At 60.0% G+C, this 25,997-nt stretch carries 24 protein-coding genes; 19 read left to right on the top strand and 5 right to left on the bottom strand.

What is annotated here, in order from left to right; translation table 11 throughout:
• Positions 1 to 31 precede the first annotated feature (31 nt).
• From V476_RS04990 to pdxJ, 10 genes are all read left to right on the top strand, one after another.
• Positions 32 to 622 (top strand): anti sigma-E factor RseA C-terminal domain-containing protein, encoded by a 591-nt coding sequence (locus V476_RS04990; RefSeq protein ID WP_024960433.1) that lies wholly within the window; start codon positions 32 to 34, stop codon positions 620 to 622.
• An 8-nt stretch (positions 623 to 630) separates the two neighbouring features.
• A complete protein-coding gene (locus V476_RS04985) occupies positions 631 to 1,590 on the top strand; it encodes a MucB/RseB C-terminal domain-containing protein (protein WP_024960432.1) in 960 nt (319 codons plus the stop codon).
• 299 nt (positions 1,591 to 1,889) lie between these two features.
• On the top strand, positions 1,890 to 3,320 hold the full coding sequence (locus tag V476_RS04980; RefSeq protein ID WP_223272533.1) for a DegQ family serine endoprotease: 1,431 nt from the start codon (positions 1,890 to 1,892) through the stop codon (positions 3,318 to 3,320).
• Positions 3,321 to 3,491: 171 nt separating this feature from the next.
• Complete coding sequence (gene lepA, locus V476_RS04975) at positions 3,492 to 5,288, top strand: translation elongation factor 4 (RefSeq protein WP_003413009.1); 1,797 nt, start codon at positions 3,492 to 3,494, stop codon at positions 5,286 to 5,288.
• 9 nt (positions 5,289 to 5,297) lie between these two features.
• Complete coding sequence (gene lepB, locus V476_RS04970; protein WP_003363711.1) at positions 5,298 to 6,152, top strand: signal peptidase I; 855 nt, start codon at positions 5,298 to 5,300, stop codon at positions 6,150 to 6,152.
• Positions 6,153 to 6,266: 114 nt separating this feature from the next.
• Positions 6,267 to 6,644, top strand: a complete 378-nt coding sequence (locus V476_RS04965; protein ID WP_003384196.1) for a DUF4845 domain-containing protein — start codon at positions 6,267 to 6,269, stop codon at positions 6,642 to 6,644.
• Positions 6,641 to 7,330 (top strand): ribonuclease III, encoded by a 690-nt coding sequence (gene rnc, locus V476_RS04960; protein ID WP_002554906.1) that lies wholly within the window; start codon positions 6,641 to 6,643, stop codon positions 7,328 to 7,330. The genes V476_RS04965 and rnc overlap by 4 nt, the downstream gene beginning before the upstream one ends.
• Positions 7,323 to 8,225: a GTPase Era gene (gene era, locus V476_RS04955; RefSeq protein WP_003363707.1), complete on the top strand. Its 903-nt coding sequence runs from the start codon at positions 7,323 to 7,325 to the stop codon at positions 8,223 to 8,225. The genes rnc and era overlap by 8 nt, the downstream gene beginning before the upstream one ends.
• 60 nt (positions 8,226 to 8,285) lie before the next feature.
• Complete coding sequence (gene recO, locus V476_RS04950; protein WP_003413003.1) at positions 8,286 to 8,969, top strand: DNA repair protein RecO; 684 nt, start codon at positions 8,286 to 8,288, stop codon at positions 8,967 to 8,969.
• A 59-nt stretch (positions 8,970 to 9,028) separates the two neighbouring features.
• On the top strand, positions 9,029 to 9,769 hold the full coding sequence (gene pdxJ / locus V476_RS04945; protein WP_003425294.1) for a pyridoxine 5'-phosphate synthase: 741 nt from the start codon (positions 9,029 to 9,031) through the stop codon (positions 9,767 to 9,769).
• Positions 9,770 to 9,777: 8 nt separating this feature from the next.
• Here the strand turns inward: pdxJ and cmoB are convergent, their stop codons facing one another.
• The 4 genes from cmoB to lon form a co-directional block, all read right to left on the bottom strand.
• Positions 9,778 to 10,737 carry a tRNA 5-methoxyuridine(34)/uridine 5-oxyacetic acid(34) synthase CmoB gene (gene cmoB, locus V476_RS04940; RefSeq protein ID WP_024960431.1) on the bottom strand — a complete coding sequence of 320 codons (960 nt, stop codon included), beginning with the start codon at positions 10,735 to 10,737 and terminating at the stop codon, positions 9,778 to 9,780.
• Positions 10,734 to 11,477, bottom strand: coding sequence for a carboxy-S-adenosyl-L-methionine synthase CmoA (gene cmoA / locus V476_RS04935; RefSeq protein WP_024662641.1), 744 nt, complete (start codon positions 11,475 to 11,477; stop codon positions 10,734 to 10,736). The genes cmoB and cmoA overlap by 4 nt, the downstream gene beginning before the upstream one ends.
• 100 nt (positions 11,478 to 11,577) lie before the next feature.
• A complete protein-coding gene (locus tag V476_RS04930) occupies positions 11,578 to 11,970 on the bottom strand; it encodes a protease inhibitor I42 family protein (RefSeq protein ID WP_003405351.1) in 393 nt (130 codons plus the stop codon).
• 198 nt (positions 11,971 to 12,168) lie between these two features.
• Positions 12,169 to 14,586 carry an endopeptidase La gene (gene lon, locus V476_RS04920; protein WP_003412995.1) on the bottom strand — a complete coding sequence of 806 codons (2,418 nt, stop codon included), beginning with the start codon at positions 14,584 to 14,586 and terminating at the stop codon, positions 12,169 to 12,171.
• A 181-nt stretch (positions 14,587 to 14,767) separates the two neighbouring features.
• On the opposite strand from lon, the gene V476_RS04915 reads away from it, so the two are divergent.
• Genes V476_RS04915 through V476_RS04900 form a run of 4 tightly spaced genes read left to right on the top strand, consistent with a single transcriptional unit; the run spans position 14,768 to position 19,100 of the window.
• Positions 14,768 to 15,439 (top strand): hypothetical protein, encoded by a 672-nt coding sequence (locus V476_RS04915; RefSeq protein ID WP_024960430.1) that lies wholly within the window; start codon positions 14,768 to 14,770, stop codon positions 15,437 to 15,439.
• Positions 15,439 to 17,793 carry a bifunctional diguanylate cyclase/phosphodiesterase gene (locus tag V476_RS04910; protein ID WP_024960429.1) on the top strand — a complete coding sequence of 785 codons (2,355 nt, stop codon included), beginning with the start codon at positions 15,439 to 15,441 and terminating at the stop codon, positions 17,791 to 17,793. The genes V476_RS04915 and V476_RS04910 overlap by 1 nt, the downstream gene beginning before the upstream one ends.
• A 3-nt stretch (positions 17,794 to 17,796) precedes the next feature.
• The gene (locus V476_RS04905) at positions 17,797 to 18,672 is read left to right on the top strand and encodes a DUF3034 family protein (RefSeq protein WP_024960428.1); all 876 of its coding nucleotides are present in this window, start codon (positions 17,797 to 17,799) and stop codon (positions 18,670 to 18,672) included.
• A complete protein-coding gene (locus V476_RS04900) occupies positions 18,672 to 19,100 on the top strand; it encodes a group I truncated hemoglobin (RefSeq protein WP_024664231.1) in 429 nt (142 codons plus the stop codon). The genes V476_RS04905 and V476_RS04900 overlap by 1 nt, the downstream gene beginning before the upstream one ends.
• Before the next feature lie 197 nt (positions 19,101 to 19,297).
• Here the strand turns inward: V476_RS04900 and V476_RS04895 are convergent, their stop codons facing one another.
• Positions 19,298 to 20,290: a GntR family transcriptional regulator gene (locus V476_RS04895; RefSeq protein ID WP_161780160.1), complete on the bottom strand. Its 993-nt coding sequence runs from the start codon at positions 20,288 to 20,290 to the stop codon at positions 19,298 to 19,300.
• A gap of 348 nt (positions 20,291 to 20,638) precedes the next feature.
• On the opposite strand from V476_RS04895, the gene V476_RS04890 reads away from it, so the two are divergent.
• The 5 genes from V476_RS04890 (at position 20,639) to V476_RS04870 (ending at position 25,977) form a co-directional block, all read left to right on the top strand.
• Positions 20,639 to 22,012 carry an amidase gene (locus tag V476_RS04890; protein WP_024960426.1) on the top strand — a complete coding sequence of 458 codons (1,374 nt, stop codon included), beginning with the start codon at positions 20,639 to 20,641 and terminating at the stop codon, positions 22,010 to 22,012.
• Positions 22,013 to 22,088: 76 nt separating this feature from the next.
• Positions 22,089 to 22,970 carry a polysaccharide deacetylase family protein gene (locus V476_RS04885; protein WP_002554892.1) on the top strand — a complete coding sequence of 294 codons (882 nt, stop codon included), beginning with the start codon at positions 22,089 to 22,091 and terminating at the stop codon, positions 22,968 to 22,970.
• A gap of 27 nt (positions 22,971 to 22,997) precedes the next feature.
• Positions 22,998 to 24,338 (top strand): MFS transporter, encoded by a 1,341-nt coding sequence (locus V476_RS04880; RefSeq protein WP_003412976.1) that lies wholly within the window; start codon positions 22,998 to 23,000, stop codon positions 24,336 to 24,338.
• A gap of 10 nt (positions 24,339 to 24,348) precedes the next feature.
• Positions 24,349 to 25,110 carry an SDR family NAD(P)-dependent oxidoreductase gene (locus V476_RS04875; protein ID WP_004393769.1) on the top strand — a complete coding sequence of 254 codons (762 nt, stop codon included), beginning with the start codon at positions 24,349 to 24,351 and terminating at the stop codon, positions 25,108 to 25,110.
• A gap of 117 nt (positions 25,111 to 25,227) precedes the next feature.
• Positions 25,228 to 25,977, top strand: a complete 750-nt coding sequence (locus V476_RS04870) for an SDR family NAD(P)-dependent oxidoreductase (RefSeq protein WP_024960425.1) — start codon at positions 25,228 to 25,230, stop codon at positions 25,975 to 25,977.
• Positions 25,978 to 25,997: the final 20 nt, after the last annotated feature.

Genomic DNA, 25,997 nt, shown 5'->3' with positions numbered 1-25,997 from the left:
CAGCGGCGATAGCCCAAGAGAGGAACCCGCCATGAGTCGTGAAGCCCTGCAGGAATCGCTGTCCGCGGTACTTGATAATGAAGCGGACGAACTGGAATTACGTCGGGTATTGAATGCCTTTGACGATGCCGATACCCGCGCCACCTGGTCGCGTTACCAAGTTGCTCGTGCAGCAATGCACAAAGAGTTGCTGGTCCCTCATCTGGATATTTCGGCTGCTGTATCTGCCGCGATCGCCGATGAAGTCAGCCCGCTCAAGGCAGCTCGCGGTCCTTGGCGTACGCTGGGTCGTCTGGCCGTTGCAGCGTCGGTTACCGTAGCCGTTCTGGCTGGTGTCCGCCTGTATAACCAAGACGACATTGCCGGTGCACAGTTGGCACAGCAGACTCAACAGCCTGCCAATCTGACTGTTCCGCAAGTGAAAGGCCCTGCCGTACTGGCTGGCTACACTGAAAGCGCCGAGCAAGCACCTGGTCCTATGGCCAACGGTGTACTGCAGGGCGGTGGTCAAGGTGACCAGCGTCTGCCGGGCTATCTGCGTCAGCACGCCCAGGAAGCAGCGTTGAAAGGCACTGAAAGCGCGTTGCCATACGCACGTGCTGCGAGTCTGGAAAACCGTTAAGGAGGATCATGCGAGCCGTCCCTCTACTGCCACTACTGCTTGGTGGATGGCTTGCCCTCCCGGTACAGGCTGATGATGCGCAAGACGCAATAAATCGTCTTGCCAAGGTTGATCAGCAGCAAAGCTATCAAGGCACCTTCGTATACGAGCGCAACGGTAGTTTTTCTACCCACCGGATCTGGCACCGCATAGCGGACGGCCATATTCAGGAGCGCTTGCTACAGCTTGATGGTTCTGCTCAGGAAGTATTGCGTGTTGACGGGCTTACTCAGTGCGTCAGCGGCACGCTCGAAGCGGGTGTAGCCAATCCGGCCGACTCTTCTGCCCACGCATTCGATGTCAAAAGACTGTCCGCCTGGTATGACATGAAAATTGCCGGCAAATCCAGGGTGGCCGGTCGTCAGGCGACTATCGTTGCGCTGTCCCCCAAGGACCAGCATCGATACGGCCTCGAACTGCACCTGGATAACGAAACCGGTCTTGTGCTCAAGTCGCTTCTGTTGAGTGAGAAGGGGCAGTTGCTCGAGCGTTTTCAGTTTACCGATCTCGATACCGCTAGCGTGCTGTCCGAGCAGGTGCTCAAGACCAGTGCTGACTGCAAGCCTGTTTCTGTAGTGAAGTCCAAGCCTGAGGCTTCCATAAGCCCTGTGGCCTGGCATTCTGACTGGCTGCCGCCGGGTTTTGACGTCAGCAGCAGCGGTGTACGCAAAGACCCCGCTACGCAGTCGCCGGTGACACATCTCATGTACAGCGACGGTCTGGCGCGTTTTTCGGTGTTCATCGAAACGGTTAAAGGTGGCGCGTCTTCGGATATTCGCACTCAGCTAGGCCCGACAGTGGCCGTATCCCGCCGTCTGACAACGCCGCAGGGCGACATGATGGTGACGGTCGTCGGAGAAGTTCCGATGGGCACTGCAGAGCGCATAGCATTGTCGATGCGTAACGACGAATCTTCAGCCAATAAATAAACATTTGGAGTCACGGCTCCCGGGATGTAAAAATTTTCATCCTGGGTTACAGAAGCCGCCAGGCCGCACTCAACCTGGCTTGAGCAAAGGCGCTGAAATGTTTGGTGAGGTTTGCAGATTGCAAAAACTCTGTTTTTTTTCTATAGGTCACAGCCTCGCAGCTCTGGCCTTTTGTCGTTTCCAGAGGTCATGTGGCTGATCCAGAGATGAGCATCGCTGCTTGAGGTCTTTGAGTCGGTTGCTTCGGACTGCTTAATTTTTTCCTCGTTACAAACGGGAGCCATATGTCGATACCACGCATGAAATCCTACTTTTCATTGATTGCCGCTGTGCTGATGCTCGGTCAGGTGGCTACGGCTCAGGCCGAAAACCTGCCGGACTTCACCGGACTGGTCGAGCAGGCATCGCCCGCAGTGGTGAATATCAGTACGCGTCAGAAATTGCCGGACCGTGCCGTCGCCAATCAGCAGATGCCTGATCTGGAAGGGCTGCCGCCGATGCTTCGCGAGTTTTTAGAGCGCAGCATGCCGCCGGGTTCGCGTCCGCCAGGCTCGGGTGCAGGCAAGGGTGATCGCCAGCGTGAGGCTCAGTCCCTTGGGTCGGGCTTCATCATCTCCCCTGACGGCTACGTTCTGACCAACAATCACGTAATCGATGGTGCTGACGAGATTCTCGTACGCCTGTCCGATCGCAGCGAGTTGAAGGCCAAGCTGGTCGGTACCGATCCGCGTACCGACGTTGCCGTGCTGAAAATTGAGGGCAAGGACCTGCCGACCGCCAAACTGGGCAATTCCAATACGCTCAAGGTCGGCGAATGGGTTCTGGCGATCGGCTCGCCGTTCGGCTTCGATCACTCCGTGACCAAGGGTATCGTCAGTGCCAAGGGGCGCAGTCTGCCTAACGATACCTATGTGCCGTTCATTCAGACCGACGTGGCCATCAACCCGGGTAACTCCGGTGGCCCGCTGTTCAACATGGCTGGCGAAGTCGTCGGGATCAACTCGCAGATCTTCACCCGCTCCGGTGGTTTCATGGGGCTGTCGTTCGCGATTCCGATCGACGTCGCCATGGATGTCGCGAACCAGCTCAAGGCCAATGGCAAAGTCAGCCGCGGCTGGCTGGGTGTAGTCATCCAGGAAGTGAACAAGGACCTCGCCGAGTCGTTTGGTCTGGACAAGCCTGCCGGCGCGCTGGTTGCGCAGGTGCTTGAAGATGGCCCGGCTGCCAAGGGCGGTGTGCAGGTGGGTGACGTGATTCTGAGCGCCAACGGCCAGCCAATCGTCATGTCGGCTGACCTGCCGCACCTGATCGGCAACCTCAAGGACGGCAGCAAGGCCGAACTTGAAGTGATTCGCGACGGCAAGCGTCAGAAGCTGACGGTCACCGTCGGCGCACTGCCTGATGAAGGTCAGGAGATGGGCGATGTTGGCGGTACGGGAGCCGAGCGCAGCAGTAATCGTCTGGGTGTATCGGTGATCGAGCTGACCGCGGAGCAGAAGAAGTCCCTGGACCTCAAAGGTGGCGTTGCCATCAAGGAAGTCACAGGCGGCCCGGCTTCGCTGATCGGCCTGCAGGCGGGTGATGTGATCACTCACCTGAACAATCAGGCGATCACGTCCAGCAAGCAGTTCACCGAGGTGGCGAAAAGCCTGCCCAAGGATCGCTCTGTCTCGATGCGTGTTCTGCGTCAGGGTCGTGCGACGTTCATCACCTTCAAACTGTCCGAGTAACCGGTCGGTTTAAGCGGAAAGGGTGGCCATGGCCACCCTTTTTTGTGCCCGTTTGTTTACCGTGCGCCGATCCGGGTGCCTGTAAGCGTGACGCCTCTTGCTTAGTTCAGGTACAATTCCCGGCTATTTTTCGGCGGGCAATCTGCCTGCAACCTTTTTGAGTGTTGATCCGTGAGTGATTTGAGTCATATCCGCAATTTCTCCATCATCGCCCACATTGACCATGGCAAGTCGACGCTGGCCGACCGCTTCATTCAAATGTGCGGCGGCCTGACCGAGCGCGAAATGGAAGCGCAGGTGCTCGACTCCATGGATCTTGAGCGCGAGCGCGGGATCACCATCAAGGCCCATAGCGTTACCCTGTATTACAAGGCCAAAGACGGTATCACCTACCAGCTGAACTTCATTGACACCCCGGGGCACGTCGACTTCACCTACGAAGTCAGCCGTTCTCTGGCCGCGTGCGAAGGTGCGTTGCTGGTGGTCGATGCAGGGCAGGGCGTCGAGGCGCAATCGGTCGCCAACTGCTACACCGCCATCGAGCAGGGCCTTGAGGTCATGCCGGTACTGAACAAGATGGACTTGCCACAGGCCGATCCGGACCGCGTCAAGGAAGAGATCGAGAAGATCATCGGTATCGACGCCACCGATGCCGTGGCGTGCAGCGCCAAGAGCGGCATGGGCGTTGACGAGGTCCTCGAGCGCTTGGTCGCAACCATTCCTGCACCGACCGGCAATATCGAAGATCCGCTGCAGGCGTTGATCATCGACTCCTGGTTCGACAACTACCTGGGCGTCGTGTCTCTGGTGCGTGTGCGCCACGGCCGCGTCAAGAAGGGCGACAAGATTCTCGTCAAGTCGACCGGCAAGCTGCATCTGGTCGACAGCGTGGGCGTGTTCAACCCCAAGCACTCGGCGACCGTCGATCTGAAAGCGGGCGAAGTAGGCTTCATCATCGCCGGCATCAAGGACATTCACGGTGCGCCGGTCGGTGACACCCTGACCCTGAGCACCACTCCCGACGTCGACGTACTGCCCGGCTTCAAGCGTATTCAGCCACAAGTCTACGCAGGCCTGTTCCCGGTCAGCTCGGACGACTTCGAAGACTTCCGTGAAGCGCTGCAAAAGCTGACGCTTAACGACTCTTCACTGCAATACCTGCCCGAGAGCTCCGACGCGCTGGGCTTCGGCTTCCGCTGTGGCTTCCTCGGCATGCTGCACATGGAGATCATCCAGGAACGCCTGGAGCGTGAGTACAATCTCGACCTGATCACCACCGCGCCAACCGTAATCTTCGAGCTGTTGCTGAAGACCGGCGAAACGATTTACGTCGATAACCCTTCCAAGCTGCCTGACCTGTCGGCCATTGAAGACATGCGCGAGCCCATCGTTCGCGCAAATATTCTTGTGCCGCAGGAGCACCTGGGCAACGTCATTACGTTGTGCATCGAAAAACGTGGCGTACAGCACGACATGCTGTTCCTCGGCACGCAGGTTCAGGTGAGCTACGATTTGCCGATGAACGAAGTGGTTCTCGACTTCTTCGATCGTCTCAAGTCTGTCAGCCGCGGTTATGCTTCGCTGGATTATCATTTTGATCGTTACCAGTCGGCCAATCTGGTCAAGCTCGACGTTCTGATCAACGCCGAGAAGGTCGACGCCCTGGCCCTGATCGTTCATCGCGACAATGCACACTACAAAGGGCGTGCGTTGACCGAGAAGATGAAAGAGCTGATCCCTCGACAGATGTTCGACGTGGCAATTCAGGCGGCTATCGGCGGTCAGATTGTGGCCCGGACAACCGTCAAGGCGCTTAGAAAGAACGTATTGGCCAAATGCTACGGCGGCGACGTCAGCCGCAAGCGTAAATTGCTGGAGAAGCAAAAGGCCGGTAAGAAACGCATGAAGCAGGTCGGCAACGTGGAAATTCCACAGGAAGCCTTCCTTGCAGTGCTCAGGTTGGAATAGTCAGGTCCTATGTCACTAAATTTCCCGCTGTTGTTGGTCATCGCTGTCTTCGTCTGTGGCGTGCTTGCACTGATTGATCTGGTCATCCTGGCGCCTCGTCGCCGGGCTGCCATTTCCAACTATCAGGGCAGCGTGGGCGAACCTGACATTGCTGTCGTGGAGCGCTTGAACAAAGAGCCTTTGCTGGTCGAGTACGGCAAATCGTTCTTCCCGGTGTTGTTCATCGTGCTGGTGCTTCGTTCGTTTCTGGTCGAGCCGTTCCAGATTCCTTCGGGCTCCATGAAGCCGACACTGGATGTGGGTGATTTCATTCTGGTCAACAAGTTCGCGTACGGCATTCGCCTGCCGGTACTGGACCAGAAGGTGATTCAGATCGGTGATCCGCAGCGTGGCGACGTGATGGTGTTCCGTTATCCGAGCGACCCGAGCGTCAATTACATCAAGCGCGTCGTCGGTCTGCCGGGTGATCGTATCCGCTACACCAGCGACAAGCGGCTGTTCATCAATGGCGAGCTGGTCGCCAAGAAGCTGATCGGCACCGAGCCCGGTACACTGGGCAGCGCGGAACTCTATGAAGAGCAGCTGGGCGAAGTCGAACATCAGATCCGTCAGGAAATGAGCCGCTACCGCGCGCCGCCTGACAGTGAATGGACAGTGCCTGCCGCGCACTACTTCATGATGGGCGACAACCGTGACAACTCCAACGACAGCCGTTACTGGGATGATCCCAACATTCCCAAGGACGAGCTGGGCATGGTCCCGGACAAGAACATCGTAGGCAAGGCGTTCGCGGTGTGGATGAGCTGGCCCGAGCCGAAACTGAGCCACTTCCCCAATTTTGCGCGCGTAGGGCTGATCAAGTAATCGATGCGGCGCTGCCTGAGCAGCGCCGTATGTCATTTGGGCTGACTGGAAACGCCTCTGAAGCATGAGTCGACCCGGTCAGGAGGCGTTGCACTCTTGAGGTCGAAGTCGAACATGACGTTCTCTACTTCTCAAAAAGGCTTTTCTTTCGTGGGCTGGCTGTTAGTGCTGGCGCTGGTCGCGTTTGCGACGAGCACGGCCTTCAAGCTGGTCCCGCACTACCTCGACTACATGACGATGAAGAAAATCATCGAAGCGGTCGACACCAACAAGACCCTGGACATCACCACGGTCGACGATTTTTACGGTTATGTCGGTAAGAACATGCAGGTCAACAGCATTCGGGATATAGATTTGAACAAGGCGTTGAAAGTGACGGTGGAGAACAATGCGTTCCAGGCTCATTTGAACTATGAGCAGCGTGAACCGTGGTTCCAGAACATCGATCTGGTGTTGAAGTTCGACAAGCAATTCAGTGTGGGTAAACCGTGAGCGTATCCTTGAGCCGCCTTGAGCGTCAGCTCGGCTACACCTTCAAGGATCAGGAACTGATGGTCCTGGCCCTGACCCATCGCAGTTTTGCCGGTCGCAACAATGAGCGTCTGGAGTTTCTCGGTGATGCCATTCTCAACTTCGTGGCTGGCGAGGCGCTGTTCGAGCGTTTCCCCCAGGCTCGCGAAGGCCAGTTGTCCCGCTTGCGGGCGCGGCTGGTGAAGGGCGAGACTCTGGCGTTGCTGGCCCGTGGTTTTGACTTGGGCGAATATCTGCGCCTTGGTTCGGGCGAGTTGAAAAGCGGTGGTTTCCGTCGTGAGTCGATTCTCGCCGACGCGCTCGAGGCACTGATCGGCGCGATTTACCTGGATGCTGGCATGGAGGCGGCGCGCGAGCGCGTCCTGGCCTGGCTGACAACCGAGTTTGACAGCCTGACGCTGGTGGACACCAACAAGGACCCCAAGACCCGACTGCAGGAATTTCTCCAGTCGCGGGCCTGCGAACTGCCGCGTTACGAGGTGGTGGATATCCAGGGCGAACCGCATTGCCGGACGTTTTTCGTCGAATGCGAGATCAACCTATTGAATGAAAAAAGCCGAGGACAGGGTGTCAGCCGCCGGATTGCCGAACAGGTAGCCGCCGCAGCAGCACTCATCGCCCTGGGCGTGGAGAACGGTCATGAATGATACAACCGCAACACGCTGTGGCTATGTTGCCATTGTCGGCCGTCCCAACGTAGGCAAGTCCACGCTGCTCAACCACATTCTCGGTCAGAAGCTCGCGATCACCTCGCGCAAGCCGCAGACCACGCGCCACAACATGCTGGGCATCAAGACCGAGGGCGCCGTGCAGGCGATCTATGTCGATACCCCCGGCATGCACAAGAATGGCGAGAAAGCGCTCAACCGTTACATGAACAAGACCGCTTCGGCGGCGCTGAAGGACGTCGACGTGGTCATCTTCGTCGTCGATCGCACCCGCTGGACAGACGAAGACCAGATGGTTCTGGAGCGTGTTCAGTATGTGCAGGGGCCGGTCATCCTGGCGATCAACAAGACCGATCGCATCGAGGACAAGAGCGACCTGATGCCGCATCTGGAGTGGCTGCAGGGCCAGTTGCCGAATGCGTCCATCGTGCCGATCTCCGCGCAGCATGGCCACAACCTCGAAGCGCTGGAAAGCCTGATTGCCTCGCACCTGCCCGAGAACGACCACTTCTTCCCGGAAGACCAGATCACCGATCGCAGCAGCCGCTTTCTGGCTGCCGAACTGGTTCGCGAGAAGATCATGCGCCAGTTGGGCGCCGAGCTTCCGTATCAGATCACCGTCGAGATCGAAGAATTCAAGCAGCAGGGCCGCACCCTGCATATCCATGCGCTGATCCTCGTCGAGCGCGACGGACAGAAGAAGATCATCATTGGCGACAAGGGCGATCGCATCAAGCGCATCGGCAGTGACGCGCGTCGTGACATGGAACTGCTGTTCGACTCCAAGGTGATGCTCAACCTGTGGGTCAAGGTCAAAGGTGGCTGGTCCGATGACGAGCGCGCACTGCGTTCCCTTGGCTACGGCGACCTCTAAGCTGTCCTTTCGCCCGACCTTGCTATGGTCGGGCGAACACTTCCCTTTCGAGCCAGCCTGATGAGCACGCCTACCGGCCAACCTGCTTATGTGCTCCACAGCCGTGCGTATCGCGAAAACAGCGCGCTGGTCGACTTCCTCACGCCTCAGGGCCGTCTGCGTGCCGTGCTGCGCAGTGCCAAGGGCAAGGCCGGTTCGCTGGCACGTCCGTTCGTGCCCCTCGAGGTCGAGTTTCGAGGGCGGGGCGAGCTGAAGAATGTCGGTCGCATGGAAAGCGCCGGCGTCGCTACCTGGATGACCGGCGAAGCGCTGTTCAGCGGCATGTACCTCAACGAGCTGCTGATTCGCCTGTTGCCTGCCGAAGACCCTCATCCTGCCGTGTTCGAACATTACGCTGCCACGCTGCTGGCCCTTTCTCTGGGGCGTCCACTGGAGCCGTTGCTGCGTTCGTTCGAATGGCGGTTGCTGGATGACTTGGGCTATGGCTTCGCGATGGACGCCGACATCAACGGCGAACCGCTGGCCATTGATGGCATGTATCGTCTGCAGGTCGATGCCGGGCTCGAGCGTGTGTACTTGCTTCAGCCCGGTCTGTTTCAGGGCGCGGAATTACTGGCCATGTCCGAAGCGGACTGGAGCGTCCCCGGCGCATTGTCCGCTGCCAAGCGCCTGATGCGTCAGGCGCTGGCGGTTCACTTGGGCGGTCGCCCTTTAGTCAGTCGTGAACTGTTTCGCAAGCCGTGATCAGGCTTTATTCTCTACAGCCTGCTTCGACCAGCTCGCCCATTTTTCTGGAGACCACCGTGACCCACAGCACTCGTATCCTTCTCGGCGTGAACATCGACCACGTAGCCACCTTGCGTCAGGCCCGTGGCACGCGTTACCCGGACCCGGTCAAGGCTGCCCTGGACGCCGAAGAGGCAGGCGCCGACGGCATCACCGTTCACCTGCGTGAGGACCGCCGACACATTCAGGAGCGCGATGTCCTGCTGCTCAAGGACGTCTTGCAGACCCGCATGAATTTCGAGATGGGCGTGACCGAAGAAATGCTCGCCTTCGCCGAACGCATTCGCCCGGCGCACATCTGTCTGGTGCCTGAGACACGGCAGGAGCTGACCACCGAAGGCGGTCTGGATGTGGCAGGGCAGGAAGCGCGGATCAAGGCGGCGGTCGAGCGACTGGCGAAGATTGGCTGCGAGGTTTCACTGTTCATCGACGCCGACGAGCGTCAGATCGCCGCTTCAAAACGCGTCGGTGCACCCGCCATCGAACTGCACACCGGTCGCTATGCCGATGCTCAGACCCCGACTGAAGTCGCCGAAGAACTGCAGCGGGTCGCCGATGGTGTCGCGTTTGGTCTCGCCCAAGGGCTGATCGTCAATGCCGGTCATGGCCTGCATTATCACAACGTCGAAGCGGTCGCCGCGATCAAGGGCATCAACGAACTGAACATCGGCCACGCGCTGGTGGCTCATGCTCTGTTCGTCGGCTTCAAGGCGGCAGTCGCCGAGATGAAGGCGTTGATCGTGGCGGCAGCCAGATAACTCGTCCCTCAGGGCTTGCGCCCCACGATCACCGCACGCATGGGGGCAGGCAGGCCCTCGACTGTCTTGCTGTGGTCGGTGGGGTCCAGATAATCGCTCAGGGACTGGAAGCGCATCCACTCGGTGCTGCGTTGTTCGTCGACCGTCGTGTGGCTGACGTCGACGCAACGCACATCGGTGAAGCCGGCACGGCGCATCCACAACTCCAGAGCAGGCACTGAAGGCAGGAACCAGACGTTGCGCATCTGCGCATAACGATCTTCCGGGACCAGCACCTGATGGACATCACCCGGCACTACCAGGGTTTCCATCACCAGCTCGCCGCCTTTTACCAGACAGTCTTTCAAGGCCAGCAGGTGGTCGATGGGGGATTTGCGGTGATACAGCACGCCCATCGAAAACACCGTGTCGAAACCTTCCAGGTTGGCGGGCAGGTCTTCCAGCGCGAACGGCAGGTGCCAGGCGGGCAGATCAGGCAGATAGCGCTGCATGGCCTGGAACTGACAGAAGAACAGCCAGTTGGGGTCGACCCCGATCACGCTATTGGCCCCGGCGCCAAGCATGCGCCATTGGTAATAACCGTTGCCGCAACCCACATCCAGAACGCGTTTGCCCTTCAGGTCCAGGTGTGGCGAAACCCGCGACCACTTCCAGTCCGAACGCCATTCAGTGTCGATATGCACGCCGAACACATTGAACGGCCCCTTGCGCCACGGTGACAGGCCCAGCAATGCCTTACGCAGGACGGTGCGGGTCTCGCCGTTGCAGTCGGCTTCCAGGGTAAAACTGTCGATCAGATCGATTCGCTCGGGCTGCAGGTCGGGCAAGGCATCCAGCGCACTTTGCCAGCGCTGCAGATCACCGTGACCCTTGGCCATCTTGGTATCGAGCTGGGCCTGCAGGCCATTGGCCCAATCGGCCAGAGGGGTTCCCGCCAGACGACGGACGAGGGGGGCGAGATCAATCATGGCAGGGCAATCAACGAGGTGAAGTTAAGGCATTGAAACCACGGCACCACCTTGGAAAAACCTGCGGCAAGCAAGCGTTGGCGGTGTTCTTCGAGGCTGTCGGGTTTCATGACGTTTTCGATGGCGCTGCGCTTTTGGGCAATTTCCAGGTCGCTGTAGCCGTTGGCGCGTTTGAAGGCGATGTGCAGGTCCGTCAACAGCGCATGTTCCTGCGGGTCGTCGAAGCGCAGTTTTTCCGAGAGGATCAGCGCGCCGCCGGGCACCAGTGCGTCACGAATGCGCCCGAGCAATGCCAGGCGCTGGTCGGGGGCGATGAATTGCAGGGTGAAGTTCAGCGCCACCACCGAGGCGGGTTTGAACGTCAGGGCGAGGATATCGCCTTCGAGGACCTGCACCGGCAACAACTCCTGAAACATGGAGTCCTGCGCGTTGAGGTATTCACGGCAACGCTCGACCATGGCACTGGAGTTGTCTATCGCGATGACCTCACAACCCTCGCCGCGTACATGACGGCGCAGGGCCTGGGTAACAGCGCCCAGAGAACTGCCAAGGTCATAGAGCACAGTATTGGGTTGCGCAAATTGCGCGGCCAGCACACCGAGGTTTTCGACAATCGTCGGATAGCCGGGCACCGAGCGTTTGATCATGTCCGGGAATACCCGCACCACGTCTTCGTTGAAGGCGAAGTCAGGCACCTGGGTCAGCGGCTGGGCGAAAATGCGGTCGGTTTCTTTGCTCACGGCGGTTCCGGCGAAGGCTTTGAAAAGCGGGCATTCTAGCCAACTTGCCGCCGGGATGCATGATGCAGTACGTGCAGTCGGACAAGCCGTGCGCAACGCCTCATTTCACGCTGATGGCGCACTCGAAGGTCTGCTCCGGGGCGACTTCGGGTGCCCAGGGTTGCTGATAGACCATCATCAGCCGGCCGGTCCCGGCATCGGTGGCCTTGAAGCGCCAGACCGATTGCCCGCCGTTGCCGACCATTTCCTTGCTCTCGGCGTTGGCATACACCTCAGGCCCCAGGCTGCGCAGGATATTCTGGGCCGGGTTCTGGGTCAGCCAGCGAAAGCCGGTGGTCGGGTTGCTGGGCAGTGTCAGGATCAGCGTCTGCCCGGACGTGAGTGTCAGCGGGCAATCGCTTTGCGTGTCGATGGATACAATGTTTTTCGGCGTCTGAGCGCACGCCGTCAGCAGCGCAAGGCTCAGCGGGGCAATGAAACGGGCAGGGGTCATGGCAAGTTCCGGTATCGCGATACGAAGCGCAAGGATAACTGATCGGAGTTTTGTGGGGGAGTACGACAGGTGTCGCGCTCTGGATCGGACGCAGAGCGTCCAGAACTGCATCCCCACGCTGGAGCGTGCGGCACGAGAGGCGCCCGATAGAACACCTCTTGTGCCCATTCAGCGTGGGGGCATGCGCAGTATCAAGCTCTAGAACAACACCTTCACCACGTCCGCAAAGCGTTTGGCGAAGTGCACGGTAATGCCTTCCTTCAGATAGTCCGGCAGCTCTTCGAAGTTGCCACGGTTAGGCTCCGGCAGGATCAGTTCGTGGATTTTCTGGCGCCGCGCGGCAATGACTTTTTCGCGGACGCCGCCGATAGGCAGTACATGCCCGGTCAGGGTCAGTTCGCCGGTCATGGCGACGCCTTTTTTCGGCGGCTGGTTGCGGGCCAGGGACAGCAAGGCGCTGGCCATGGTCACACCCGCACTCGGGCCGTCTTTCGGGGTGGCACCTTCGGGAACGTGTACGTGCACGAACGCCTCATCGAAGAACTTCGCGTCACCACCAAATTTCGACAGATTGGCGCTGACGTAGCTGTAGGCAATTTCGGCCGACTCCTTCATCACATCGCCCAATTGGCCGGTCAGCTTGAAGCCGCGATTAAGGGTATGAATGCGCGTCGCCTCGATCGGCAGGGTAGCGCCGCCCATACTGGTCCAGGCCAGACCGGTGATCACGCCAGTGCCGGACAGCACCTGCTCGCTGCGGAACACCGGCATGCCCAGCGACGCTTCGAGGTCTTTCGGTCCGATCTTGATCACCGAATCGGGCGCATCCAGCAGTTTGACCACCGCCTTGCGCACCAGCTTGCCAAGTTGCTTCTCCAGATGCCGCACACCGGCTTCGCGAGCGTAGCCCTCGATGACGGCGCGCAGGGCGCTGTCACTGATGCTCAGCTTGTTTTTCGCAACGCCGGCTTTCGCCAACTGCTTGGGCCACAAATGCCGCTTGGCAATCGCCAGTTTCTCTTCGGTGATATAGCCGGACAGGCGAATCACTTCCATCCGGTCAAGCAGCGGGCCGGGGATCGAGTCCAGCGTGTTGGCCGTGCACACGAACAGGACCTTGGAGAGGTCCAGACGCAAGTCCAGGTAGTGATCGAGAAACTCGACGTTCTGTTCCGGGTCCAGGGTTTCCAGCAGCGCGGATGCCGGGTCGCCCTGATAGCTCTGGCCCATCTTGTCGATTTCATCGAGCATGATGACCGGGTTCATGACTTCAACGTCTTTCAGCGCCTGCACCAGTTTGCCCGGTTGCGCACCGATGTAGGTACGGCGGTGGCCCTTGATTTCGGCCTCGTCGCGCATGCCGCCCACGCTCAGGCGATAGAACGGTCGCCCCAGCGACTCGGCAATCGAGCGCCCGACGCTGGTCTTGCCCACCCCCGGCGGACCGACCAGCAGCACGATCGAGCCGCTGATTTCACCTTTGTAGGCACCGACGGCGAGGAATTCCAGAATCCGCGCCTTGATGTCGTCAAGCCCGGCATGGTGCTGATCGAGCACCTTGCGCGCGTGTTTGAGGTCCAGCTTGTCGGCACCGTAGATGCCCCACGGCAGCGAGCTGGTCCAATCCAGGTAATTGCGAGTCACAGCGTATTCGGGCGAGCCGGTTTCCAGCACCTTGAGCTTGCCGATTTCTTCGTCGAACTTCTTGCGCGCCTGTGGCGGCAGGGTCTTGCCTTCCAGACGCTGCTCGAACTGTTCGATGTCGGCGCTGCGATCGTCCTTGCTCAGGCCCAGTTCCTGCTGAATGACCTTGAGCTGTTCCTTGAGGAAGAACTGCCGCTGATGCTCGCCGATCTTGCGGTTCACCTCGGCAGAGATTTCCTTCTGCAGGCGTGCAACCTCGACTTCCTTGCGCAGCATCGGCAGGACCTTCTCCATGCGCCTGAGCATCGGCACACAATCGAGTACTTCCTGCAATTCGACGCCGGTGGCGGAGGTCAGGGCAGCGGCAAAGTCGGTGAGCGGCGAGGGGTCATTGGGGCTGAAACGGTTGAGATAATTCTTCAGCTCTTCGCTGTACAGCGGGTTGAGCGGCAGCAGTTCCTTGATCGCGTTGATCAGGGCCATGCCGTAGGCCTTCACTTCATCGGTCGGCTCATTGGGCTGCTGCGGGTATTCAACTTCTACCAGATACGGCGGGCGATGATGCTTGAGCCAAGTACGGATGCGCACCCGGCTCAGGCCCTGCGCGACGAACTGTAAACGACCATTTTCACGACTGGCGTGGTGAACCTTGACCAGAGTGCCATACTCGGGGAGTGCGTCAGTCTTGAAGTGGCGTGGATCTTCCTGCGGAGTGTCCATGAAGAACAGCGCCAGCGAATGATGCTCTGACTTGCTGACCAGCTCCAGCGTTTCGGCCCACGGCTCTTCATTGACGATGACAGGCAGCACCTGCGCCGGAAAGAACGGACGGTTGTGGATCGGAATGATGTAAACCTTGTCGGGCAGGTTCTGGCCGGGCAAGGCAAGCGAGGTGCTGTCGGAACTCAGAGACACATCGTGCTCGTCTGCGTCGTTGGGCAAATCTGGCGAGTCTGTCTGCTGGTCGTTCATGGGGCACCTGAGAAGTTGAACATGGCTCTTAGATGGGGCGGTGGCTCTCAGGTTTCAATAGTCTTGGTCGATAGTCTGTAAAGCGATTGGAAAACCGCTATTTATGAGTGGTGGAGCCTGTCAGGTAGAAAAGAGCGGGCTTATTTCATTTACGGCGCTGCCGTTATGGGTTGAATCAGGTATGACCAACGTATTTATATCGGCATTACTGGCCGGACTGTGCGTAGCCTCGGCTGCGAGCGCATCGGCTTCTACCTTTACCGCGCAGGTGATGGACAAGGAGGGCAAGCCCCTTGCGGATGCGGTGGTCACCCTCAAAGGGCCGCCCGATCCGTCACCCGTTGCGTTGAAGGCATCAATGGACCAGCGTGATCAGGAATTCGCGCCACATGTACTGGCCATCCACACCGGCACTCAGGTCAAGTTTCCCAACAGCGACAACATCCGCCATCAGGTCTACTCCTTTTCGCCGGCCAAGCGCTTCGAGTTGCGACTTTACGAGGGCACGCCCTCGGATCCGCTGTTGTTCGACAAACCCGGCGTGGTGGTGCTGGGCTGCAACATCCACGACTGGATGGTCGGTTACATCTACGTCACCGACGATTCATGGTTCGGCGTGACCGACAGCAACGGCCAGCTCAAGCTCGATCAGATGCCTGCCGGGCACTACAATGCCACCCTCTGGCACCCGCAGATCGCGGACATGCAGCCGGTATCGGGCGGCGAGTTCGAGGTGCCTGCCGCCGGCCTTACCCAGCGTTTCAACCTCGCGGTTGAAATGCAAGCTGATGACAAACCCGGCAAGCCCGCACCAGGCGGCTTCGGTGACGCTTTCCACAAGGCCACGCATTAATGAAATTTAAAGCCAGCTTTCAGGCGCGCATCGCCGGGGTGCTGATTGTTCTGTTGCTGATTGTCGTGAGTGCGGTCTATCTCGCCGTCAAGGTTGCAACAGAGGAGGCGGTACGCACTCAGGCTCAGGCGCAACTGGAGGTGGGCAGTCGTGTGTTCGAACGGCTGATCGATCTGCGCGGCAAACGTCTGCGTGACACCGTGCAATTGGTTGCAGCCGATTTCGGCTTTCGCGACGCGGTGGCCAGTGCCGACTCCTCGACCATTCGCTCGGTGTTGCTCAACCATGGCAAACGCATCAATGCCAGCGACATGTTCCTGTTGGGCATGGATGGCACAGTGATTGCCAGCACCGTACAGAAAGTTCCCGAGGGTTCCAGGTTTGTCTATGACCAGGCCTTGCGCAACGCCAAACGTGCCGGTCAGTCAGTGCTCATCGTGCCCGGCAGCGGAGACCCGCATTTGCTGGTGGAGAGCACCGTTCTCGCGCCATTGCCGATCGGCCGCGTGGTCATGGGCTTTACCATCGACAGCGATATCGCCGAAGAGCTGCGTTCGCTCAGCGGCCTGGAAGTGTCTTTTCTCACTGTAGAAGACGGCAAGAACGGCGATCTGATCAGTACCCAGCCGGAGGCCCTGCACGTGGGCCTGATCGAGCTGATGCGCAGTTCCTCGGAAGGCCAGATGCTGCTCACCGAGCAATCGAACCTTAACTTTCTCAGCCAGACGCTGATGCTCGCCAACACCAGCAATGGCGGCGACGGGCAGGTCATCGCGCTGTTGCAGAGCCCTCTGGACAAGGCCTATCAGGCATTCGCGCCACTGAATCAAAAGATCTTCTGGATTTCCATGGCCGCCCTGGTGGCTTCGCTGATCGGCACCCTGGCGCTGGCGCGAAGCGTCTCGCTGCCGGTTCAGGTCCTGGCCACGGCGGCCAAGCGTATTGGTGATGGCGACTATAAAACCCCGGTCACCTTGGTCCGCAGTGATGAACTGGGCATGCTCGCCGACGCGATCAACACCATGCAGCAAGGCATTGCGGTGCGCGAGGGACAATTGGCCCACAACGCTTTGCACGACAACCTGACCGGGCTGCCCAACCGGGCGCTGGTGATGGAGCGTCTGGGCAGTTCGATTGCCGCAGATCGTGCAGTTGCCCTGCTATCTCTGAGTGTCGAGAACCTCGCCACGATCAGCGAAAGCGTGAGCGCTGAAGGCTTGGACCAGTTGTTGCGACAGGTGGGCCAGCGCCTGCAAAGTAATCTGCGCGCTGGCGATACCGTGGCGCGACTGGGGGCCAATGAGTTTCTGCTGTTGCTGGACAACACGGCCAGCGCTGGCGCGGTGGGCATGGCTGACGCTGTGCAGCGGCTGCTGAGTGAGCCGCAGCGTATCGACAATCATGAGCTGGAGCTTGAATGCTGCATTGGTATCACGGTGTACCCGGAGCACGGTGACTCCGCCCAGGAATTGCTCAACCGTGCGGTAATTGCCCGCAAGGACGCCGCGTTCCTCCCCGGTCGCCTGCAGATCTATCAGGATGGCCGCGACCTGGCTCACCAGCGACAGATCACGCTTATTCGTGACCTGCGCAAGGCCGCGCAGAATGGCGAATTGATGCTGCATTACCAGCCCAAGCTGGATATCCGCCAGGGCTATGTGCGTCAGGCCGAAGCGCTATTGCGCTGGGCTCATCCGCAGTTCGGCAGTGTCTCGCCCGCCGAATTCATCGTCCTCGCCGAGCGCACCGGGAGCATTTACCTGCTGACCAACTGGGTGATCGAAGAGGCGATGCGCCAACTGGCCGAATGGCGTAAGCGCGGGCTGGTCCTGCAGGTGTCGGTAAACATTTCTGCTGACGACCTGCTAGGTGATGATCTGGTCGGCTATGTCGTGAAACTGCTCAAGCAATACGCCGTACCTGCCGAACAACTGTTATTCGAGATCACCGAAAGCGCCGTCATGAGCGAACCGGAAAAGGCACTGATCGTCCTGCATCGCCTGCGCGATTGCGGCATCAGCCTGTCGATCGACGATTTCGGCACCGGTTACTCGTCACTGGCTCACTTGAAGCGTCTGCCCGTGCAGGAGCTGAAGATCGATCAGTCTTTTGTGCGCAACCTGGATGAAACCAGTGAAGACGCAGTGATCGTGCGGTCGACCATTGAAATGAGCCACAACCTTGGATTGAAGGTGGTGGCAGAAGGTGTCGAGTATCAACACAGCCTGGACCTGCTCCGGCGTTGGCACTGCGATACGGCCCAGGGTTACCTGATCAGCCGACCGCTGACCGCATCGGCGTTCGAGGCATGGATTGCCACGTACCAGGCCTCACCCGGTCTTATGGTGAATTAGCACATGTTGCATAAAACATCGCTGCTGTTGGGGTCTTTGCTGGTGGGCATGGCGGGCGCTGCTCCGACGTCCGCTCTGGGCGACAACGGCCGGTTGATTGCCACGGGCGGCGCGACCAGCATTGAAGGCAGCGCCGGCGGTGGCATAACCCCGTGGGCGGTGATCACCGGGTACAGCGAGCAAGGCGAGTGGGGCGCTACCACCTTCGCCACGCACGTGAATCTGCCGGACTACAACCTCGATGTGGCAGGCCTGGCGTTCGCCTATGGCAATCGCGTGGAGTTGTCCTACGCCCATCAGCGTTTCGATATCAGCAACCTGCAGCACAGGCTCAGCCTGCCTGACGATAACCTCAGTCAGGACGTGTTCGGCGTCAAAGTGCGGCTGTTCGGCGACCTGATTTACGAAAGCCTGCCGCAGGTTTCTCTGGGTGTGCAGTACAAGCATCAGAACGATTTCCTGATTCCCAGCCTGGTCGGCGCCCGGCGTGACTCGGATGTCGAAGGCTACCTGACGGCCAGTCGGTTGTTCATGGGCGCGGCGTTCGGCTACAACGTCGTGGTCAACGGCGGCGTGCGTTACAGCCGCGCCAACGAAACCGGACTGTTGGGGTTCGGCGGCGATCGGCGCGACAGCCGCAGCCTGCTCAAGGAGGGTTCGGTAGCCGTGCTGTTCAATCCGCGCTGGGCGCTGGGCGTCGAATATCGCGAGAAGCCGGACAACCTTTCGTTTGCGGGCGAAAGTGACTGGGCCGATGTTTTTCTCGGCTATTTCCCCAACAAGCACGTGTCCGTGGTCCTGGCTTACGCCCGCCTTGGTGAAATCGCCACCCTGGACAACCAGAACGGCACCTATCTGTCTGTGCAGGGGAGTTTTTGATGAGGCGTCTGCTGATAGCCATGATGCTGACGCTGCTGGCCGGTTGCGCGCAGCAGCAACAGCCACCCAAGGATGACAGCCTCTACCACGACCTGGGCCAGCGTGCCGGTATCCAGCGCATCGTCGAAGGCATGCTGATAAACGTGGCCAAGGATCAGCGGATCGTCGAGCACTTCAAGAAAGTGGACATCGTGCGTCTGCGCGACAAGCTGGTCGAACAACTCTGCGTCGAGTCCGGCGGCCCGTGTCGCTATAGCGGCGACAGCATGGCCGAGGCGCACAAGGGGCAGAACCTGACCCCCAGCGATTTTAACGCGCTGGTCGAAGACCTCATCGCCTCGATGGACACCGAAAAGGTCCCGGTCCCCGTACAAAACCGCCTCATCGCCCGCCTGGCACCGATGCGTGGCGAAGTGATCGGCAAGTAAGTCGTAGCCTGGATCTTAAGAAATAGAACGCTCGTGTAGGAGCGAACTTGTTCGCGAAGAGGGCGTTTGGGCAGCAGAAATGTTGTGAATGTACAGGCCCTTTCGCGGACAAGTCCGCTCCTACAGAAACCGGGTTTCACACCGAGTGCGAGTTGACTCGTTTATATAGCGTGGCAGCGAGAGTGATCCAGCCCATCTCAACTCAACCGCGTCAGATACCCCGGCACTTCCTGCTCCGGCAATACCGACAGGACTTTCAGGCGTTGCAGCATGCGCTGCCGGGCGCGTAGCAGGTGTTCCTTGAGGTTCAGGGCAGCAGCGTCGAAGGCACCGTGCAGCAGCAATTCGATGATCAGCCGGTGTTCGGCCAGCATCGCTTCATCGGCGCCAATGCTCAGCAGGCGGTAGAAAATCCGGTTGATGATCATCGGGCTCTGCGCCTGGCTGATCAGCGTGGCGATCTTGCGGTTTTGCAGGCCGCCCAGGCATTGCTGATGCAGATCATCCTCAAGGCGCTCGATTTCCTCAAGGCTGCACTGTTCGGCGTCTTGCGCCTCGATGACCCTGGCCAGCATTGCTTCGAGGGTTTCGCGGCTCAGCTGTGGCGCAGTCTGGCGCAAGGCTTCGGGCTCGAGGCAGGCACGCAGTTCGTAGTCTTCAGTGATTTCCCGGGCCGTCAGCGGCCCCGCCAGCCATTGCGAGTAAGGCTCTTTTTCCACCAGGCCGCGATCGCGCAGACGCATCAGCGCCTCACGAACCACTGCGCGGCTTACTCCATAATGCTGCGCGGCGCTTTGCTCATCGAGCCGGTAGTGACCAAAGGCGATACAGGCCGACAGTGCCGCACCGATCTCGTCATGAATACGTTCGCCGAGCGGGCGGGTGTCGACCAGTTCTTCACTGCTGTCCAGCCCGAACTGCTTGTGGCTCAGGCTCAGGCGCAGCGGCTCGACTTCCCGCGCGTCAGGATTGACCAGATAGCCCCGGCCGTCGAAGCGGCTGATCAAGCCTTCTTCATGCAGCAGGTTGAGCGCCTTGCGCACCGGCACCCGGCTGGTGCCGAACAGTTCTGCCAGCGGTGCTTCAAGCAGCACCAGTCCGTTGGCGGCCGCGCCCGAGACGATAGCGTTACGCAACACCTCGCGGATCATGGCGTAGCGCGACGCGGTGCGCGAGTCCTCTTCTGACATCGGTTTCATACACTTCTGGCGGTTGACGGACGATTCTCGCACAGAAGCGTTGTTGTCACCTTGGCACACGTCCTTATGCTCGCTCATGGGGCCACCGTTACTTTTTTGCACCGAAATGTACCTTTTATAAAAGATACATTATTTCTTTATGACGATCTTGTGAGCTGGCGAAGCGTTGTCGCAACTGACTGATGCCTTTGCAAAAAGGTTTCTAGCACGGCTGTTCCAGCGCTAAAGGGCTATCAGCCCGATCGGGTCAGGGCGTCGCGACGTGCAGATTGGCATGGAACCTGCCTTTATTAAATGTACATTTTATTAATAAGTACATTTTTTAAGGGTGTGATGTCCATGACCGATACCGGGAGTCACAGCGTTACCCGTGATGCCTGCGCACTGGCCGAGGATTTTGCTCAGGGGTGCAGCGACCCTGTGCAGGCTCTGGACAAGGCTCTGCAACAGGCAGAAACCGCCGATCATGTGTTTATTTCCATGAGTATCGAACGGGCACGCCGGGAAGCCGAAGCGTCTGCGGCCCGCTGGCAACAAGGGCAGCCATTGAGCCCTTTCGACGGCGTGCCTATCGCCTGGAAAGATCTCTTCGACGTGGCAGGCAGCGTCACAACCGCGGGTGCCGCGGTGCGCACCAGCCTTTCGCCGGCGCTGCTGGATGCGCCGACTGTCGGGCTGCTGGCACGGTCCGGGATGGTCAGCCTGGGCAAGACCAACCTCAGTGAATTCGCTTATTCAGGGCTGGGCCTGAACCCGCATTTCGGCACGCCGGTCAACCCCAGTAGCGACAGCTCGCCACGCGTTCCTGGCGGCTCCTCTTCGGGTTCGGCAGTCGCCGTAGCCAACGGAACCGTACCAATCGCGATGGGCACCGATACCGCCGGTTCTATTCGTGTGCCGGCAGCGCTCAACGGTCTGGTGGGGTTTCGAAGCACCAGCCGCCGCTATAGCCGCGACGGCGTTTTCCCGCTGGCGCTGACGCTGGACAGCGTCGGGCCGCTGACCCGCAGCGTGCGTGACGCTCTGGTGATCGACGATCTGCTCTGTGCGCGCAGCAAACCGTCATCGTTGATACCACGCAGCCTGGCCGGTCAACGTTTTCTGCTCGATCAGGCGGTGCTGGAAGACGAGCGCGTCACGCCGGCCGTTCGCGACAACCTGTTGCGTGCCGTCGAAGCCCTGCGTGCAAGTGGTGCGCTGATCGAGGTCAAGCTTTGCCAGGCATTTCAGGCCACCTTGCTGTTGATCCAGCAACAGGGCTGGCTTGGTGCAGCCGAAGCGTTCGCGCTGCATCAGGCGTTGCTCGACAGCAACGCCGCCAGCCAGCTTGACCCCAGAGTTCGCAAGCGCCTGGAGGCAGCCCGTTCCATGCCGGCCAGCCTGCTGGTCAATCTGTATGCCGCGCGCGAGCGCCTGCAGGAGCAGTTGACCCTCGAACTGGACGGCGCGCTGCTGATTACCCCGACCGTGGCCCATGTGGCGCCGCCGCTTGCACCGCTGCTGACGGACGACGATCTGTTCGTTCAAACCAACCTCGCCACGCTGCGCCTGACCATGCCCGGCAGCCTGCTGAACATGCCCGGCGTGTCACTGCCCAGCGGCCGCGATGCCTCGGGCTTGCCCACCGGGCTGTTGCTCAGTGCACCGGCAGGCGAAGACGCACGGCTGCTGCGTGCGGCGCTGGCTGTGGAGTCACTGATCGCAGCCCCTTGAACACGTTTTGCAGTGCCAACCGGCCCGCGTGCCGTACAGCGCGAAGCCGATCTGATTAACCCGTGGGAGAACAACGATGGCCAAAGAAATTCTGTGTGCGTTTGGTGTGGATGTGGATGCCGTTGCCGGCTGGCTGGGCTCCTATGGTGGCGAGGATTCGCCGGACGACATTTCCCGCGGCCTGTTCGCCGGTGAAGTCGGCGCGCCACGTCTGCTCAAGTTGTTCGAGCGTTACGGTCTGCGCACCACCTGGTTCATCCCGGGGCACTCCATGGAGACCTTTCCCGAGCAGATGAAAGCCGTGGCGGATGCCGGGCATGAAATCGGTGTGCATGGTTACAGCCATGAAAACCCGATTGCCATGACCCCGGAGCAAGAGGAGATCGTCCTCGACAAGTCCATCGACCTGATCACCCAAATGACCGGCAAACGTCCGACCGGCTATGTCGCGCCATGGTGGGAGTTCAGCAACGTCACCAACGAGCTGCTGCTCAAGAAAGGCATCAAGTACGACCACAGCCTCATGCACAACGACTTCCACCCTTACTACGTTCGGGTGGGCGACAAGTGGACCAAAATCGATTACAGCCAGCACCCGGATACCTGGATGAAGCCTCTGGTGCGTGGCGAAGAAACCGATCTGGTGGAAATCCCGGCCAACTGGTACCTGGACGATCTGCCGCCAATGATGTTCATCAAGAAGGCGCCGAACAGCCACGGTTTCGTCAACCCTCGGCACCTGGAAGAAATGTGGCGCGACCAGTTCGACTGGGTCTATCGCGAACACGAACACGCTGTATTCACCATGACCATTCACCCGGACGTGTCTGGTCGCCCGCAAGTGCTGCTGATGCTGGAGCGCTTGATCGAGCACATTCAAAGCCATGCTGGCGTCAAGTTCGTCACTTTCGACGAGATTGCCGACGACTTCGTGCGTCGCAACCCCCGTACCCGCTGATTCATTGCCCTGTCCGAGGCGTCACTCATGTCCATTTACAATAAGCTCGACCTGACCGGCTGGAAACCTGAGCAACTGACTCCGGAGCAAGTACGGTTCGCCACATGGATTGCGTTTTTCGCGTGGGTGTTTGCGGTATATGACTTCATTCTGTTTGGCACGCTGTTACCGGAAATCGGTCGGCATTTCAGCTGGAGTGAGGTCGAACAGGCCGAAATCGCGACCTGGGTCGCGGTCGGCACCGCGGTGGTGGCTCTGGCCATCGGCCCGCTGGTAGATCGCCTGGGACGGCGCGTGGGTATCATTTTCACCGTGAGTGGCTCGGCGATCTGCTCGGCGCTCACGGCCATCGGCGGAGCGTGGGGCAAGTCGCCCCTGATCCTCATTCGTTCGCTGGGCGGTCTGGGTTATGCAGAGGAAACGGTCAACGCGACCTATCTGAGCGAAATCTACGCTGCGTCCGACGACCCGCGACTGACCAAGCGCCGTGGCTTCATCTATAGCCTGGTGCAAGGCGGCTGGCCGGTCGGTGCGCTGATCGCGGCCGGTTTGACGGCGGTGCTGTTGCCGGTTATCGGCTGGCAGGGTTGTTTCGTGTTTGCAGCGATCCCGGCCATCGTCATCGCGATCCTGGCGCGCAAGCTCAAGGAAAGTCCGCAGTTTCAGATCCACCAGCGCATTACCCAATTGCGCAAAAAGGGCGACCTCAGCCAGGCGAAGGCCGTGGCGCAGACGTACGGGGTGGATTACGAAGAACACAGCAAGGCCGGTATCGGCGCTGCTTTTCGCGGTTCTTCGCGCCGCGCGACCCTGGTGATCGGTGCTGCGATCCTGCTCAACTGGGCGGCCATTCAGGTGTTCAGTGTGCTGGGTACGACGGTGATCGTCAGCGTCCACCACATCTCGTTCGAGAACTCGCTGATCATTCTGGTGCTGTCCAACCTGGTGGGCTATTGCGGCTACCTGTGTCACGGCTGGATGGGTGACCGGATCGGTCGCCGCAATGTCATCGGCCTTGGCTGGATGCTCGGCGGCCTGGCGTTTGCCGGCATGCTTTACGGGCCAAGCAACATGGTGACGGTGGTCGGCTTGTACAGCCTGGGGCTGTTCTTCCTGATCGGCCCGTACTCGGCGGCATTATTCTTCATCAGCGAAAGCTTCCCGACCAGCATTCGTGCCACGGGCGGCGCAATCATCCATGCCATGGGCCCGCTCGGTGCCGTGGTCGCAGGCTTCGGTGCCACATCGGTACTGAGCGCAGGCGGCGACTGGCAGACCTCGGCGTTGTACTTTGGCGCAGTGCCTTGCTTCCTGTCGGGTGCGCTGATGTTCGCCGCTAAACACGTGCGACCTGAAACGGTGAAATGAGGAGCAGCACATGACGCGTAAAGTTGCAGTGATAACCGGTGCCGCCAGCGGCATCGGTCAGGCCCTGGCAGTGGCTTTTGCCCGCCAGGGTGTGGCGGTGGCAGGGGGGTTCTATCCGGCTGACCCGCATGATCCGGACGAAACCCGCAGGCTGGTGGCGGAGGCGGGCGGCGAATGCCTGATGCTGCCACTGGACGTGACCTTCACCGAGTCGGTCGATGACCTGGCCGCGCAGGCGGTCAAGTTGTTCGGCCGCATCGACTACGCAGTCGCCAATGCCGGGCTGTTGCGCCGCGCGCCGTTGCTGGAAATGACCGACGAGCGCTGGAACGAGATGCTCGACGTCGACCTGACCGGCGTAATGCGTACCTTCCGCGCCGCCGTCCGGCATATGGGTGAGGGCGGGGCGCTGGTGGCGATTTCCTCGATTGCCGGTGGTGTGTATGGCTGGCAGGACCATTCCCATTACGCAGCGGCCAAGGCCGGCGTACCAGGGCTGTGTCGGTCACTGGCGGTGGAGCTCGCCCCGAAGGGCATACGTTGCAACGCGGTGATTCCCGGCCTGATCGAGACGCCGCAATCGCTGGACAGCAAGAACTCGCTGGGGCCCGAAGGTTTGGCGCAGGCGGCCAAAGCGATCCCCTTGGGCCGGGTCGGCCGAGCGGATGAAGTCGCTGCGCTGGTGCGTTTTCTGTGCAGCGATGATGCTAGTTACCTGACCGGGCAAAGCATCGTGATCGACGGCGGCCTGACCGTGCGCTGGCCCGAGTAGATCGATTCGGATCGGCAGCGAGCCTGCTCGCGAAGCGTTCAGTGCAGGCGCGTGCCAGTGCCTGAGCGTTCGCGAGCCATACGCCGTGATCCCCAAATCAACCAAGGAATCCGACCCATGCAGCAACTCAAACAAAAGCGGGCAGTGATCACCGGAGCAGGCAGTGGCATTGGCGCAGCCATCGCCCGTGCCTATGCGGCTGAAGGCGCGCGTCTGGTGCTGGGCGACCGAGACGCCGACAGCCTGGCGAAGATCGCTGCAGAGTGCCGCCAACTGGGCGCGCAGGTTCAGGAGTGCGTGGCCGATGTCGGCAGTGTCGACGGCGCGCAAGCCAGCGTCGATGCCTGTGTCGAGCAGTTCGGTGGCATCGACATTCTGGTCAACAACGCGGGCATGCTGACCCAGGCGCGTTGCGTCGACCTGACCCTCGACATGTGGAACGACATGCTGCGCATTGACCTGACCAGCGTGTTCGTGGCCAGTCAGCGGGCATTGCCGCACATGATTGCCCAGCGCTGGGGGCGCATCATCAATGTCGCTTCGCAACTGGGCATCAAGGGCGGTGCCGAACTGACCCATTACGCCGCCGCCAAGGCCGGGGTGATCGGTTTCAGCAAGTCCCTGGCGCTGGAAGTCGCCAAGGACAACGTGCTGGTCAACGCCATCGCGCCCGGTCCTATCGAAACCCCATTGGTCGCCGGGATCAGCAGCGCCTGGAAAGCCGCCAAGGCTGCCGAGTTGCCACTGGGCCGCTTCGGTCTGGCCGAGGAGGTTGCCCCGGTGGCGGTGCTACTGGCCAGCGAGCCGGGTGGCAACCTGTTCGTCGGTCAGACACTGGGCCCCAATTCCGGCGACGTCATGCCATGAGCAAACAGCTGGAGAACGCC

It is taken from the genome of Pseudomonas syringae KCTC 12500 (genome assembly GCF_000507185.2).
GTDB lineage: Bacteria > Pseudomonadota > Gammaproteobacteria > Pseudomonadales > Pseudomonadaceae > Aquipseudomonas > Aquipseudomonas syringae.
This window is presented reverse-complemented; position numbering and strand designations above follow the sequence as displayed.

Bases quoted from the DNA above. Each gene is read 5' to 3' on its own strand.
- V476_RS04990 (WP_024960433.1), top strand. From the start codon at position 32: ATGAGTCGTGAAGCCCTGCAGGAATCGCTGTCCGCGGTACTTGATAAT.
- V476_RS04985 (WP_024960432.1), top strand. From the start codon at position 631: ATGCGAGCCGTCCCTCTACTGCCACTACTGCTTGGTGGATGGCTTGCC.
- V476_RS04980 (WP_223272533.1), top strand. From the start codon at position 1,890: ATGAAATCCTACTTTTCATTGATTGCCGCTGTGCTGATGCTCGGTCAG.
- lepB (WP_003363711.1), top strand. From the start codon at position 5,298: ATGTCACTAAATTTCCCGCTGTTGTTGGTCATCGCTGTCTTCGTCTGT.
- V476_RS04965 (WP_003384196.1), top strand. From the start codon at position 6,267: ATGACGTTCTCTACTTCTCAAAAAGGCTTTTCTTTCGTGGGCTGGCTG.
- era (WP_003363707.1), top strand. From the start codon at position 7,323: ATGAATGATACAACCGCAACACGCTGTGGCTATGTTGCCATTGTCGGC.
- recO (WP_003413003.1), top strand. From the start codon at position 8,286: ATGAGCACGCCTACCGGCCAACCTGCTTATGTGCTCCACAGCCGTGCG.
- cmoB (WP_024960431.1), bottom strand. From the start codon at position 10,737: ATGATTGATCTCGCCCCCCTCGTCCGTCGTCTGGCGGGAACCCCTCTG.
- V476_RS04930 (WP_003405351.1), bottom strand. From the start codon at position 11,970: ATGACCCCTGCCCGTTTCATTGCCCCGCTGAGCCTTGCGCTGCTGACG.
- lon (WP_003412995.1), bottom strand. From the start codon at position 14,586: ATGAACGACCAGCAGACAGACTCGCCAGATTTGCCCAACGACGCAGAC.
- V476_RS04915 (WP_024960430.1), top strand. From the start codon at position 14,768: ATGACCAACGTATTTATATCGGCATTACTGGCCGGACTGTGCGTAGCC.
- V476_RS04910 (WP_024960429.1), top strand. From the start codon at position 15,439: ATGAAATTTAAAGCCAGCTTTCAGGCGCGCATCGCCGGGGTGCTGATT.
- V476_RS04905 (WP_024960428.1), top strand. From the start codon at position 17,797: ATGTTGCATAAAACATCGCTGCTGTTGGGGTCTTTGCTGGTGGGCATG.
- V476_RS04900 (WP_024664231.1), top strand. From the start codon at position 18,672: ATGAGGCGTCTGCTGATAGCCATGATGCTGACGCTGCTGGCCGGTTGC.
- V476_RS04895 (WP_161780160.1), bottom strand. From the start codon at position 20,290: ATGTCAGAAGAGGACTCGCGCACCGCGTCGCGCTACGCCATGATCCGC.
- V476_RS04890 (WP_024960426.1), top strand. From the start codon at position 20,639: ATGACCGATACCGGGAGTCACAGCGTTACCCGTGATGCCTGCGCACTG.
- V476_RS04885 (WP_002554892.1), top strand. From the start codon at position 22,089: ATGGCCAAAGAAATTCTGTGTGCGTTTGGTGTGGATGTGGATGCCGTT.
- V476_RS04880 (WP_003412976.1), top strand. From the start codon at position 22,998: ATGTCCATTTACAATAAGCTCGACCTGACCGGCTGGAAACCTGAGCAA.
- V476_RS04875 (WP_004393769.1), top strand. From the start codon at position 24,349: ATGACGCGTAAAGTTGCAGTGATAACCGGTGCCGCCAGCGGCATCGGT.
- V476_RS04870 (WP_024960425.1), top strand. From the start codon at position 25,228: ATGCAGCAACTCAAACAAAAGCGGGCAGTGATCACCGGAGCAGGCAGT.